General features: G+C 76.1%; 12 protein-coding genes and 3 tRNA genes. 9 read left to right on the forward strand and 6 right to left on the reverse strand.

Annotation, left to right across the window (positions count from 1 at the left end):
* Nucleotides 1-127: 127 nt before the first annotated feature.
* Nucleotides 128-2,038: a DUF4914 family protein gene (locus AC3WUG_RS08540; RefSeq protein ID WP_492327292.1), complete on the reverse strand. Its 1,911-nt coding sequence runs from the start codon at nucleotides 2,036-2,038 to the stop codon at nucleotides 128-130.
* A gap of 163 nt (nucleotides 2,039-2,201) precedes the next feature.
* On the reverse strand, nucleotides 2,202-2,546 hold the full coding sequence (locus tag AC3WUG_RS08545; protein WP_492327305.1) for a metallopeptidase family protein: 345 nt from the start codon (nucleotides 2,544-2,546) through the stop codon (nucleotides 2,202-2,204).
* 96 nt (nucleotides 2,547-2,642) lie between these two features.
* Between AC3WUG_RS08545 and AC3WUG_RS08550 the strand changes: the two genes are divergently transcribed.
* The 3 genes from AC3WUG_RS08550 to AC3WUG_RS08560 all read left to right on the forward strand — a co-directional run bounded on the left by AC3WUG_RS08550 (nucleotide 2,643) and on the right by AC3WUG_RS08560 (nucleotide 2,941).
* A tRNA-Glu gene (locus tag AC3WUG_RS08550) sits at nucleotides 2,643-2,715 on the forward strand.
* Nucleotides 2,716-2,753: 38 nt separating this feature from the next.
* Nucleotides 2,754-2,827, forward strand: a tRNA-Asp gene (locus AC3WUG_RS08555).
* Between the two features lie 41 nt (nucleotides 2,828-2,868).
* Nucleotides 2,869-2,941, forward strand: a tRNA-Phe gene (locus AC3WUG_RS08560).
* 77 nt (nucleotides 2,942-3,018) lie between these two features.
* Here AC3WUG_RS08560 and AC3WUG_RS08565 read toward each other — a convergent pair.
* Nucleotides 3,019-4,671 (reverse strand): PAS domain-containing sensor histidine kinase, encoded by a 1,653-nt coding sequence (locus tag AC3WUG_RS08565; protein ID WP_492327293.1) that lies wholly within the window; start codon nucleotides 4,669-4,671, stop codon nucleotides 3,019-3,021.
* Nucleotides 4,668-5,663: a PIG-L deacetylase family protein gene (locus tag AC3WUG_RS08570; protein WP_492327294.1), complete on the reverse strand. Its 996-nt coding sequence runs from the start codon at nucleotides 5,661-5,663 to the stop codon at nucleotides 4,668-4,670. The genes AC3WUG_RS08565 and AC3WUG_RS08570 overlap by 4 nt, the downstream gene beginning before the upstream one ends.
* A 135-nt stretch (nucleotides 5,664-5,798) precedes the next feature.
* Between AC3WUG_RS08570 and AC3WUG_RS08575 the strand changes: the two genes are divergently transcribed.
* Both AC3WUG_RS08575 and AC3WUG_RS08580 read left to right on the forward strand, forming a co-directional pair.
* Nucleotides 5,799-6,113: a hypothetical protein gene (locus AC3WUG_RS08575; protein ID WP_492327295.1), complete on the forward strand. Its 315-nt coding sequence runs from the start codon at nucleotides 5,799-5,801 to the stop codon at nucleotides 6,111-6,113.
* A gap of 123 nt (nucleotides 6,114-6,236) precedes the next feature.
* Nucleotides 6,237-6,575 carry an STAS domain-containing protein gene (locus AC3WUG_RS08580; RefSeq protein WP_492327296.1) on the forward strand — a complete coding sequence of 113 codons (339 nt, stop codon included), beginning with the start codon at nucleotides 6,237-6,239 and terminating at the stop codon, nucleotides 6,573-6,575.
* Between the two features lie 68 nt (nucleotides 6,576-6,643).
* On the opposite strand, the gene AC3WUG_RS08585 is transcribed toward AC3WUG_RS08580, so the two are convergent.
* Complete coding sequence (locus AC3WUG_RS08585) at nucleotides 6,644-6,970, reverse strand: DUF2087 domain-containing protein (RefSeq protein WP_492327297.1); 327 nt, start codon at nucleotides 6,968-6,970, stop codon at nucleotides 6,644-6,646.
* A gap of 171 nt (nucleotides 6,971-7,141) precedes the next feature.
* Between AC3WUG_RS08585 and AC3WUG_RS08590 the strand changes: the two genes are divergently transcribed.
* From AC3WUG_RS08590 to AC3WUG_RS08600, 3 genes are all read left to right on the forward strand, one after another.
* Nucleotides 7,142-7,819 (forward strand): hypothetical protein, encoded by a 678-nt coding sequence (locus tag AC3WUG_RS08590; protein WP_492327298.1) that lies wholly within the window; start codon nucleotides 7,142-7,144, stop codon nucleotides 7,817-7,819.
* 189 nt (nucleotides 7,820-8,008) lie between these two features.
* Complete coding sequence (locus AC3WUG_RS08595; protein ID WP_492327299.1) at nucleotides 8,009-10,378, forward strand: penicillin-binding protein; 2,370 nt, start codon at nucleotides 8,009-8,011, stop codon at nucleotides 10,376-10,378.
* A gap of 117 nt (nucleotides 10,379-10,495) precedes the next feature.
* Nucleotides 10,496-11,014, forward strand: coding sequence for a hypothetical protein (locus AC3WUG_RS08600; RefSeq protein ID WP_492327300.1), 519 nt, complete (start codon nucleotides 10,496-10,498; stop codon nucleotides 11,012-11,014).
* A 24-nt stretch (nucleotides 11,015-11,038) separates the two neighbouring features.
* Here the strand turns inward: AC3WUG_RS08600 and AC3WUG_RS08605 are convergent, their stop codons facing one another.
* Nucleotides 11,039-11,203, reverse strand: a complete 165-nt coding sequence (locus AC3WUG_RS08605) for a hypothetical protein (RefSeq protein ID WP_168216895.1) — start codon at nucleotides 11,201-11,203, stop codon at nucleotides 11,039-11,041.
* A 159-nt stretch (nucleotides 11,204-11,362) separates the two neighbouring features.
* Between AC3WUG_RS08605 and AC3WUG_RS08610 the strand changes: the two genes are divergently transcribed.
* On the forward strand, nucleotides 11,363-11,971 hold the full coding sequence (locus AC3WUG_RS08610; RefSeq protein ID WP_492327301.1) for a M15 family metallopeptidase: 609 nt from the start codon (nucleotides 11,363-11,365) through the stop codon (nucleotides 11,969-11,971).
* The last annotated feature ends 76 nt before the right edge of the window (nucleotides 11,972-12,047 follow it).

Raw genomic sequence — 12,047 nt, forward strand, 5'->3', positions numbered from 1 at the left:
GCCACGCCGCGCGCGGCACCGGACGGGCGCCGGCCGCCCGACCTACGCTCTCCGGCCCCGCCACCCGACACCGCGGATGGCGCGGCCGGAAGGCGTAGGGGGCGCGCCCGGCCCCCGCGTGCGGGCCCTACAGGTGCAGCGGCGTCAGCTCCTCGTACGCCTCGACCGGCGCCCCGGCGAGGCACAGGTCGATGATCTCCCGGCCCAGCGGGTCGAGGTCGTCGGTGCGGAACTGCTGCAGCTCGCTGGCGAAGAACCCCTGCAGGACCGCCGCGCCCGCGTCGTACGCCGCCGTGCCGACGTGCGTCTGGTCCTCGGGCTGGAGCAGGGTCGGCCGGATCTGCTGGCCGTCGAGCTTCATCTCGGTGGGCCGGTAGCCGAACAGCGCGCAGCGGGCCGGGGTGAGCTGCTCCCGGCGGATCCGGCCGCCGCCGCGCCGCGCCAGGTACTCCCGGGTCAGCCACTCGGCCGAGAAGCCCACGTGGTACGCCCCGATGTGCTGGTTGGGGGTCAGCACGTACCGGGTGCGGTCGTGCTCGACCAGCTGGCGCAGCAGCAGGTTCGCGGCCGCGACCTTCGTGCCCGTCGAGAACGGCCAGTACGAGCCGACGCCCTCGGCCACCATGCCGCCGTGCGCGAGGGCCGCGGTGACGTCGGCGCTCTCCCCGATCGACGGGTTCTTGTCCCCGCGCGGGGCGATCAGCCGCCAGACCCACGCGAGCGCGGGCGGCACCACGTGCATCATCCCCATGATCCCGTAGGTGGGCGCGTCCCGGGTGCACAGCGGCATCCGGACGCCGAACGTGCGCACGTCGACGGGCTGCGGCTCCGCGACCACGTTCTTGATCGACGACCGCGGGATGACGACGCGCGGGTTCGGGCACCGCCTGCCCGTCGAGTCGAGGGTGTGCTCCCACGGCAGCGCCGTGGCGCCGGGGACGCCGTCGATCGACAGGAACACGAGCGGCTGGTCGGGCTCGATGACGGCGCGCTCCAGCGCGACGTCCTCGCCGTACGCCGTCAGGTTGTCGACCCGGACGAACCAGCCCGCCTCGGCGTCGGAGACCGTCAGGCGGCCGTCCCCGCTCTGCACCGACGGGTGGCACAGGGTCATGTCGTCGGTGACCGGCGCGAGCGCCGACGTCTCGCCGAGCGTCAGGTGGTACGGCTCGTCCCGGACCACGTTCGTGCCGACGAGGATGCGGCCGTCGTCCTCGCGCCGGATCTCCTGGCACATCTCGGACTTGCCGCCGCCCGAGGCGCCCTCGTGCATGATCACGGTCTCGTTCTCGTACGGCGTCGTCACCCGGACCGACGAGGCGTGCGCGGTGAGCCAGCCCTCGCGCTCGCCGATGTCGAGCAGCACCGAGAACACGCCCTTCTTGGCGCTCGGCCCGGGGTACAGGTTGTAGGCCCACACCTCGTGCAGCCGCTCGGAGCGGTCGTGGACGACCACCTGCCGGCCGCCGAACCGGGTGTGCCGGAACGGCGGCGCGACGTAGAGGATCGACCGCGGGTCGAACGGGCCGAGCTCCTCGAACGTCACCCAGCCCTGCAGGTCGACCAGCGTGAGCGCGAAGAACGCGGCGTTCGCCGGGCAGATCGCGAGCGACGGGTAGCCGACCGCGGGGCCGCCCGCGCGGAACGGCACCACCACGAGCTCCTGCGTCGCGAGCCACGCGAGGGTCTCCGCGCGCACCGGGTCGAAGTCCTCGCCGTAGACGTCCCTGTACCGGGGCTTGTCCGTCGGCAGACCGTCCGCGATCCGCATGCAGTCCGGGTCCCGGCGGCGCATGTAGTCCTCGGGGTAGTTCACGGCGAGGCCGTTGCGGCACCGGGCGACGTCCGCCTCGCGGTACGGCGCGCCGTCCACGTCGTACTCGACCGCGAAGGTCGGGCCGCCGTCCGGGCCGAGCGCCAGCTCGTACAGCTCCGCCCGCGTCTGCGGCACGATCACGCGGGGGCTCGCGTCGAGGACGGCGCGGACGTCCCGCGCCAGGTGCACGCAGGACAGGTCCAGGGTCAGGTCCGCGGTCATGGTGGGCTCCCTACGCGTCGAGGCCGCGGGGCCGCCACGACGGGCGCCCCGGGGCGCGCCGCCGCACGACGGGGGCCGCGAGGGCGCGCTTGACCCGGACTTTACGAGCGCGCGGGTCGCCCCGGACGGGACCTTGGCCCCCACCTAGGCGGCCGACCGGGCGTCACGCCCAGCCCAGCTCGTGCAGCCGCTCGTCGTCGATGCCGAAGTGGTGCGCGATCTCGTGCACCACCGTGACCGCGACCTCCTCGGCCACCTCCTCGCGGTCCGCGCAGATCGCCAGGGTCGGCCGGCGGAAGATCGTGATCCGGTCGGGCAGCGAGCCGGCCGCCCAGAACTCGCCGCGCTCGGTCAGCGGCACGCCCTCGTACAGCCCCAGCAGCTCGGGGTCGTCGGCCGGCGCGTCGTCCTCCACCAGCACGACCACGTTGTCCATCCGGGCGGCGAGCTCGTCCGGGATGCGGTCCAGGCCGTCCCGGACGGCGTCCTCGAAGTCCTCGCGCGACATGTCGATCACCGGTCCATCCTCGCCGATTTGGAGGATCCGCAGACGTACCCGTAGAGTCTTCCTCGGTCTGAAGACGCCTCGACGTCAGGGGCGCGAGCCCCCATCGTCTAGCGGCCCAGGACCCCGCCCTTTCACGGCGGTAGCACGGGTTCGAATCCCGTTGGGGGTACGAGCTCCGTGCATGTGGAAGAATAGGTCTCACAACGAGGCCCCGTAGCGCAGTTGGTTAGCGCGCCGCCCTGTCACGGCGGAGGTCGCGGGTTCAAGTCCCGTCGGGGTCGCTCGATCACACCGGTCCACTGGGCCGGTGTCGTCGTATCAAGGCTCTGTAGCTCAGTTGGTAGAGCGTTCGACTGAAAATCGAAAGGTCACCGGATCGACGCCGGTCGGAGCCACCGAGGAAGCCCCGCATCGCCCCAGGCGACGCGGGGCTTCGTCGTTCCCGGGGCGCGGCGCCGGCCACCCCCGGCCCTCAGCCAGCCGCCGGGTCCCGCCGCCGGCGCGGGAGGACCGCCGTGAACGTGGTCCCGGCCCCCTCGGCGCTCGTGACCTCCATCACGCCGCCGTGCGCCACGACCACGGACCGGGTGATCGCCAGCCCCAGCCCGACGCCCGGCACCGCGTTCCGGGTCGCGGTGGTGGTCCGGAAGAACCGGGAGAACAGCCGGTCCACCTCGTCGGCGGGGATGCCGAGCCCGGTGTCCGCCACCGCCAGGCGCACGTGGTCCACCGACGCGGTCACCCGCACGGTCACCGTGCCCCCGGCGGGCGTGAACTTCACCGCGTTCGAGAGCAGGTTGTCGCCGACCTGGGCCAGCCGGACGGCGTCGGCCCGGAGCGGCACCGGCCCTTCCGGCACGTCGAGCACCAGGGCCACCCCGGCCCGGTCCGCCGCCGGCCGCGCCGACTCGACGGCCGCGCGCGCCACCTCCGCCACGTCGACGTCCGCGAGCGCCAGCGGGAACCGGCCCGCGTCGACGCGGGCCGTGAACAGCAGGTCGTCGACGAGGCGGAGCAGGCGCGCCGCGTTCCGCTCGGCGACCTCGACCGACCGCTGCTGGTCCGGCGTCAGCGGGTCGTCCCGCAGCAGGTCCAGGTGGCCCACGACCGCGCTGACCGGGGTGCGCAGCTCGTGCGAGATCATGCCGGTGAACTGGTCCTGCAGCCGAGCGGCCTCGTGCACGGCCGTCGCGTCCGTCGCGACGAACAGGTAGCCCACCGGCCGGCCCGCGTCGTCGAGCCGCACCGTCGTGGACACCTGCACGGGCACCGGCGAGCCGTCCGCGCGCAGCCAGGTCCATTCGGACGCCTCCGGCCGGCCCGGCGCCACGTCCGCGACCAGCGCCGCGAACGGGGTCGTGGTCCCCGCCTGCCGCCAGCGCTCCTGGAGCTCCGCGGGCGCCACGAGGGCGTCGGCCCGCAGCGCGCCCTGGGCCTCGGCGGCGGTCCGGCCCAGCAGCCGCTCCGCGCCGGGGTTCCACACGTCGACCAGCCCGTCCGGGCCGGTGCCGACCACGGCCTGCTCGGTCACGGCGTCCAGCACGCTGCGGGTGAGCCGGTCCGCGTCCCGGAGCCGGGCCAGGTGCCGGCGCAGGCGGCGCGCCAGCTCGTTGACCGTCAGGGCCGCGAGCGCGTAGACGACCGGCGCGAACGCGGCGCGCCACCACGCCAGGTCGTCCGGATGGCCGTCGACCCCCGGGAGCGCCGGCAGCAGCAGCGCCAGGCACGCGGCGCCGGCGGCCAGGAGGACCGACCACCGCCCGGGCTCCGCCGCGATCCAGATCACCGGCAGCACCAGCACCGCGCCGAGCAGCGACCCGGTCCCGCCGGTCCCGGCCCGCAGCGCGCCGACCGCCAGCACGGACAGCAGCGGCACGACGACGACCCAGCCGTCGCCCGCGGCCCAGGCGTCGACCGCGCGGCGGGTCGCGGCCGGCGGCCGGAGGGCGGCCACGACCGCGAGGACGGTCGCCGCCGCCAGGCCGAGCACGCCCGCGAGCACGGCGCCCCGGTCGGTCACCACGGCACCGGGGGCCGCGGCCGCGAGCGCGCCGCCGATGCCGACGGCGAGCAGCGTGGGCGCGTGCTTGAGCAGCACGGTGCGGTCGCGGGCCCGGGACGTCACGCGGTGTCCCGGACGATCTCCAGCGGCTCCACCGCGCGCCCGGACCCGAACCGGGACCAGTACCGCGCCGTCGCGCGCACGAAGTCCGGCTCCAGGTAGTCGCGGATGCCGACCTGGGACGCGAAGCACGCCAGCATCGCCAGCTTGGTCTCCAGGTGGCCGTCGATCGTCACGAACCGGTTCGGCCGGTAGTCGACGGTCGACGACGGGCTCTGGAAGCAGGCCACCGTGCCGATGCCGCGCGTGGCGACCATGGTCGCGTCGTGCACGGCGCGGTGGTCCTGGTGCCGGTCGTTCGCGCTGTGCGTGTAGACGACCGAGGGGCGCACCTCGTCGACGACGCGCTCGAGGACCTCGAGGGTGGGCCCCGCGACCGGGACCTGGGTGTCCGGCAGGTCCTCCAGGAGCAGCCGGGCGCCGATCAGCGCGGCCGCGGCGCGGGACTCGTCCTCGCGGTCCGCGACGTCGCCGCCGCGCGCGCCCCGGGACAGCGTGAGCACCACCACCGCGTCCCCGGCCGCCCGGTGCGCCGCGAGGATCCCGCCGGCGCCGATCTCGACGTCGTCCGGGTGCGCGCCCACTGCCAGCACCACCGGCCGGGCTGCGAGCGCCGCCCGGCGGCGCTCCCCCAGCCGGCGCACCACCTCGATCAGCTGGGACGCGACGACCGGCTTCGTGAGGAACTCGTCCGCGCTCTGGCGCAGGGCGCCCACGGCGTACTCGACCGACACGTGCGCGGTCATGACCACGACGCCCACGTCCGGGGCCTGCTCGCGGAGGAGGCCGGCGAGCTCGAGCCCCGACATCCCCGGCATCTCGATGTCGGTGACCACGACGTCCGGGTCGAACCGCGCCAGCGTCCCGGCGATGTCCGAGGCGTCGTGCAGCACGACCACCTCGCACCCCGCGCGGCGCTCGAGCACGGTCCCGGTGTACGCGGCGACGTCGGGGTCGTCGTCCAGCACGACGACCCGGAGCGCGGTGCCCGTCAAGCAGTCCCCCAGGTGCAGCAGGTGGCCGGAGGGCCCGGCGGCCCGCCCGGGCCATGCTCGCAGATTCACCCGGGCGGCGGCGGTCGGGCCGCGAGGGCCGCGCGCATGATGCCGTCATCGGACGGGGAGGCGACGATGCCGCACCACTCGGACCTGCCGCGCCTGGCGGCGCTCGACGACGTGACCCTCGCGCGGGCCCGGACCGTGACGGTCCACTCGCCCGACGCGTCCGGGGACGGCGACCTGGTGTGGACGCTCACGGTGCGGGACGCCGACGGCGAGCCGCTGGGCCGCGAGCGGCTGAGCGCGCCGGACTGGCCGACCCCGCTGGCCGAGATCATCGCCCCGCACCTCGACGTGGCGGGGCTGCGCGTCGTCGGCGGCTGGCGGACGGACCTGGGCGACGACGCCCTGCCCCGGCACGAGGCCCGGGTGCGGCCGGAGGCGTGAGGCGGGGGTGCGGCCGCGGGGCGCGCCGGGTCACGCCCCGGACGCGTGCCGCGCCACCCGCCGCGGTTGCCTAGGCTGGGGCGGGCCGGCGCACGCCGGGCGAGCGCGGCGGAAGGGGCGGACGTGGAGATCGCGGTGCAGCGGATCGGGGGGCCCGTGGTGGTCCTGCGGCCACGGGGGCGGCTCACCGCCGGCGACGCCCCGGAGCTGCGCGCGGTGGTCGCCGACCTCGTCGAGCAGGGGCGCACCAAGCTCGTCGTCGACCTGGAGGAGACGACCTTCCTGGACTCCTCCGGCCTCGGGGCGCTGATCGCGGGGCTGCGGGCGACCCGCACCGCCGGCGGCGACCTCACGATCGCGCGACCCACCGGGCAGGTGCTCGACGTGCTGACCCTCACCACGATGATCCGGGTGCTGCCGCCGCACGAGACCGTCGCGGACGCGTTCGCCGCGCTGTCCTGACGCGGCTCTGCGGACCGGCCCTCGCGCGGCCCGGGCGAGCCCGACGCGGCGCGAGCCGGCGGGCCGGGTCAGAGCGGGTCGAACTCCGTCACGCGGGTCCGCCAGTACTCCGCGCCGTCGCGGGTCCGGGTGACCAGGCCCGCCTCGACGAGCTCGCGGCGCAGGCCCACCGGGTCCCGGGCCAGCCCCGCGAGCCGGTCGGTGAGCACCCGCTCGCCGACGGGCTCCTCGAGCGGCAGCGCCCCCTGCGCCACCCAGCGGAGCACGAGGTCGCGGTCCACCCGGCGCCGGGGGAGGTTCTCGAGCCGCCCGCGCACCAGGAACCGCGAGGGGTCGGCGGGCGCGGGCGTCGGGTCCGCGAGCCCGGCCCCCGCGCGTGCGTCGTCGTCAGCCACCCCGGCAGCGTAGGCAGCGGCCGCGCCGGGTTCCCACCCGATTCTCACGAGCCCACCCGATCGATCGGGTGGGCTCGCGAGAATCGGGTGATGATGCCGGTGGGGCCGGCGCAGGAACCGGCGCGCCGACACGGGCGTTCGACCCGGGGACGACCACGAGAGGGGACGACCATGGGCTTCCTGGACCGTCTGCTGGGCCGCGAGCCCAGGCGGGAGCAGCCGTACCGACAGCCGTACGGCGCGCGTCCGGCCGACGCGGCACCGCCGGCCGACCCCGACCGGGCGGCGATCGAGCGGTACCGCTACCTGCTGCGCACGGCCCCGCCGGACACGATCGAGCAGGCGCACGCGGAGGCGTTCGCCCGGCTCACGCCGGAGCAGCGCCGGCAGGTCCTCGACGGCCTGGCCGCGGAGGTCCCGCCCGCCGAGCGCGCCGCGGACGACGACCCGCGCTCGCTCGCGCGGATGGCCACCCGGGCCGAGATCCGCCAGCCGGGGACCCTGGAGCGGTCGTTCGGCCGCTCCGGCGGCGTCGGCGGGGGCCTCGGCGGCGGCATGGGGATGGGCGGCATGATCGCCGGCTCGCTGCTGGCCAGCGTGGCCGGGGCGTTCGTCGGCACCGCGATCGCGGACAGCCTGTTCGACCTGTCCGACCAGGGCGACGCCGGCGCGGACGCGGGCGGCGACGGGGGCGGCGACGCCGGCGCGGACGGGTACGCCGACGGCGGGGACGTCTCCGCGGACGGCGGCGGCTGGGGCGGCGACGGCGGCGGCTGGGGCGACGTCGGCGGCGGGGACTTCGGGGGCGGCGACTTCGGCGGGGGCGACTTCGGGGGCGGCGACTTCTGACGCCCGGGGGGGCGCCCTCCCCGGGCGCCCCCGACGCCGGTGCGCCCGACCCGGCCCGCCACGCCGCGTCGCCCCTCCTCCCGCCCTCACCCGGCGGGGATGAACTCACCCGGTCCCCGGGCGCGACCTGCGCGCCGACCCCCTACCGTGGCGCACATGGCACCCGGCGGGGGTCGAACCGCCCGGCGCATGACCGTCACGAGGGCGGTCGCGCTGGTGCTGGCGTTCGTCCTCACCGCCGCGCTCGGCGGCGTGCTCACCGCGGCGCTGGTGCTCCCGACCGTGGCCGTCGCGAACGGCACCACGGACCTCGCGGTCGAGGCCTTCGAGGACCTGCCGTCGGAGATCGAGCGGCAGCCGCTGTCGGAGCGGTCGACGATCCTCGCGTCCGACGGCACCACCGTCCTGGCGACCTTCTGGGCGGAGAACCGGGTCGTGGTCCCGCTGACGGCGGTCGCCGAGCCGCTGAAGCAGGCCGTGATCGCCATCGAGGACAAGCGGTTCTACCAGCACGGCGGCATCGACCCGGAGGGCATGGTCCGCGCGCTCGTCCGCAACCTGCAGTCGTCCGGGCGCACCGAGGGCGCCTCCACGCTCACCCAGCAGTACGTGAAGAACGTCCTGATCGAGCAGGCCGTCCGCGCGGGCGACCCCGCCGGGGCCGAGGCCGCGCGGGAGGCGAGCGGGCCCGAGGGCTACGCCCGCAAGCTCCGCGAGGCCAAGCTCGCGATCGCGCTCGAGAAGGAGATGACCAAGGACCAGATCCTCGAGGCCTACCTCAACATCGCCCAGTTCGGCGTGAACACCTACGGCGTCGAGGCGGCGGCCCGCCGGTACTTCAGCAAGCCCGCCGCCGAGGTGACCTTCCTCGAGGCGGCCACCATCGCGGGCGTGACCCAGAGCCCGACGGCCTACGACCCGGTGCGTAACCCGGAGACGGCGCAGCAGCGGCGCGACCTCGTGCTCCGGCTGATGCACGAGCAGGGGTACCTCACCGCCGACGAGCTGGCGACGGGGCTCGCCACGCCGATCGCGGACACGCTGCGCGTCGACACCCGGCCGGTCGGCTGCATGGCGGCGGAGACCACGGTGCCCGGCTCCGGGTACTTCTGCGACTACGTGACCAAGGTGATCCGGAACGACCCGGCGTTCGGCGCCACCGAGGCGGAGCGCGTCGACCGGCTGTACCGCGGCGGGCTGACCATCACGACGACCCTCGACGCCCGGGAGCAGACGCTCGCCGCCGCCGCCGTGCAGACCGGCGTCCCCGCGGACGACCCGTCCGGCGTCGCGACCGCGCTGGTCACGGTCGAGCCCGGCACCGGGAAGATCACCTCGATGGCGCAGAACCGCCGCTACAACAACACCGAGGAGCACGGGGACCGCGAGACCGCCGTCAACTACAGCACCGACTTCGCGTACGGCGGGGGCAGCGGGTTCCCGCCGGGGTCGACCTTCAAGCCGTTCACGCTGGCCCAGTGGCTGAAGGAGGGGCACAGCCTGTCGGAGCGGGTGGACGGCACCCGGTTCTCGTACCGGTTCAGCGAGTTCCGGACCTCGTGCACCCGGCTCGACCCGCGCACGGAGTACCGGTTCGCGAACGCCGAGGGGCCGCGGTCGGGCGGCGTGATGAGCGTCCTCGACGCCACCCGCAACTCGGTGAACTCCGGCTACATCGCGATGGCCTCGCAGATCGACATCTGCGGGGTGTTCGACACCGCGACCGCCCTGGGGATCCACAAGCCCGGCGGCTCGTCGGGCGAGGGCCCCTTCGACCCGCTGCCCGCCAACGTGCTCGGGTCGAACTCGGTCTCGCCGCTGTCGATGGCGGCCGCGTTCGCCGCGTTCGCGAACAGCGGGACCTACTGCGTGCCGGTGGCGATCCTCGCCGTGACGGACACCGACGGCCAGGCGCTCCCCGTGCCGCCGGGCGGCTGCACGCCGGGCGCCCTGGAGCCGCGGGTCGCGGACGCCGTGACCTACGCGCTGCAGAACGTGTGGAGCGGGACCGCGGCCACCGACCCGCCGCCGTTCCCGTCGGCCGGCAAGACCGGGACGACGTCCCACAACGAGCACACCTGGTTCGTCGGCTACACGCCGCTGCGGGCGACCGCGGTGTGGGTCGGCTTCGCGGACCGGATGCTCCCCATGCAGCGCATCACGATCAACGGGCGGTACATCCGGAACGTCTTCGGGTCCTCGGTCGCGGTCCCCATCTGGAAGTCGTTCATGATCCCGGCGCTGGAGGGTCAGGCCGTCCCCGGCTTCGCGCCCCCGGGGCAGGACGAGGTGCTGGGCAGGCAGCTGCCCGTGCCCCGGGTCGTCGGGCGCGAGGTGGCGGGGGCCCAGGCCGCGCTGCAGCGCGCCGGGTTCCGGGTGTCGGTCGCCGCGGCGGTGCCGGACCCGGCGCCGGCCGGCACCGTGCTCCGGCAGAGCCCGTCCGGGACCGCCACCGCCGGCGCCACGGTGACGATCGTGCCCTCGGCGGGACCGGCTCCCGCGCCGCCCCCGGAGGCGCCGCCCGCCGCTCCCCCGGCCGCGCCCCCGGCGCCGCCCTGACGTCCGGGACCGCCCCCGGGCGGACCCGCCGGTCCGCCTGCGGGATGACCGGCGGGCGGGCACGACCGTCCCCCGAGCCGACGCGCCCGCGGCGGCCCCGACCCTAGCGTCGAGGGCATGGACGGCACCCCGCTCACCAGCACCCCGCCGCGCACGCCCGAGCGCCGGCTGCTCGGCGCGCTGACGCTCGCCGCCGCGGCGGCCCTCTCGCTCAGCGCGTGCGGCGGCGCGGTCGCGAACGCCCTCGGCCGGCAGCCCGACCCGCGGGCCACGACGTTCGCGACGGGGGCGGAGGCGAAGGCCGACGCCTCGCTCCCGGAGTGGGCGCCCGACGGCGCCACCGACGTCCGGGTCAAGCAGCGCCCGGGCGGGGACGAGCGGATCGTCACCATGCGCGCCGCGCTGGCCGACCTGCCGGACGACTGCGTCCCGGTGTCGGCGGAGCACCCCCTCGCACCCCGCCCGGCGGAGGGGGACCCGACGGACTTCCGCTCGGTCTCGACGCTCACGGCCGACTGGTGGCCGGCCGAGGCGGAGCAGGACGCCACCGTCATGTGCGGGGAGTGGTGGGTGGGCGAGCGCGACGGGGTGCTCTACGCGTTCACGCCCGAGCGCCGCACCGTCCCGGTGAGCTGACGGGCGACGGACGCCCCGTCCCGGTCAGGCCGAGACGGCCAGGGGTGCGGGCTCCTCGACCGTCGCGACGACGACCAGCTCGCCCGTCTCCTCGTCCACCACGGCGACCGCGCGGGTGCCGCAGGCGCACAGGAGCTCAACGCCGTCGCCGTCGTCGAACCAGATGCACACGTGCCGCTGACTCCTCATGGCCACGACGGTACGCACGACCACCGACACGCCCCGGTTCCGCACCCCGCGTGTCGCGATCTGGCGCGTGATCCCGCGGCAGATCGCGGCCCGCGCCTCAGACCGGGTCCCCTCCGGCCGATGGGGAACGGTGCACCCCCGGGGGAGGAACCGCACCGCATGAGCCTCGACGGCATCGCGTCGATCAACCAGCGCATCGCCGCCATCCAGGCGACCATCGGGTCGCTGGCGCCGACGCCCACGACCACCACCAGCGGCACCGCGTTCGCGCAGGCGCTCGCGCAGGCCGTCGACGCGTCGACGGCCACGGGCACCACCGGGTCCGGCGCGACCGGCACCCCCGCCGCGGACGCGACCAGCACCGCGCGGGACGCCGACGGCGTGCCCCTCGCGCTCGCCGGCTACGGCAACGGGAAGATCCCCGCCGACGCGCTGCACGAGGTCGGCGGCACCGGCCACCGGCTGTGGGCCCCTGCGGCCGACGCGCTCGAGAGCCTGATCGCCGACGCCGCCCGCGACGGCGTGACCATCGGCATCACGGACTCCTACCGGTCGTACGAGGCCCAGGTCGACGTCGCCGCCCGCAAGGGCCTGTACTCGCAGGGCGGCCTCGCGGCGGTGCCGGGGACGAGCGACCACGGCTGGGGCATGGCGGTCGACCTGAAGCTGGACGACGCGGCACAGTCGTGGATGCGCGCGAACGGCGGCCGGTACGGCTTCGTCGAGGACACCCCGCGCGAGCCCTGGCACTGGGCGTACACGAGCTAGCCCCCGGCCCTGGCCCCCCTGGCCGGCTCGGGGGGGGGGGGGGGGGGGGGGGGGGGGGGGGGGGGGGGGGGGGGGA

The organism is Cellulomonas sp. EB106-03-03-XG116 (genome assembly GCF_058792015.1).

Coding starts and splice junctions, on each gene's coding strand:
- AC3WUG_RS08540 (WP_492327292.1), bottom strand. CDS start 2,038: ATGACCGCGGACCTGACCCTGGACCTGTCCTGCGTGCACCTGGCGCGG.
- AC3WUG_RS08545 (WP_492327305.1), bottom strand. CDS start 2,546: ATGTCGCGCGAGGACTTCGAGGACGCCGTCCGGGACGGCCTGGACCGC.
- AC3WUG_RS08575 (WP_492327295.1), top strand. CDS start 5,799: ATGCCGCACCACTCGGACCTGCCGCGCCTGGCGGCGCTCGACGACGTG.
- AC3WUG_RS08590 (WP_492327298.1), top strand. CDS start 7,142: ATGGGCTTCCTGGACCGTCTGCTGGGCCGCGAGCCCAGGCGGGAGCAG.
- AC3WUG_RS08595 (WP_492327299.1), top strand. CDS start 8,009: ATGACCGTCACGAGGGCGGTCGCGCTGGTGCTGGCGTTCGTCCTCACC.
- AC3WUG_RS08600 (WP_492327300.1), top strand. CDS start 10,496: ATGGACGGCACCCCGCTCACCAGCACCCCGCCGCGCACGCCCGAGCGC.
- AC3WUG_RS08605 (WP_168216895.1), bottom strand. CDS start 11,203: ATGAGGAGTCAGCGGCACGTGTGCATCTGGTTCGACGACGGCGACGGC.
- AC3WUG_RS08610 (WP_492327301.1), top strand. CDS start 11,363: ATGAGCCTCGACGGCATCGCGTCGATCAACCAGCGCATCGCCGCCATC.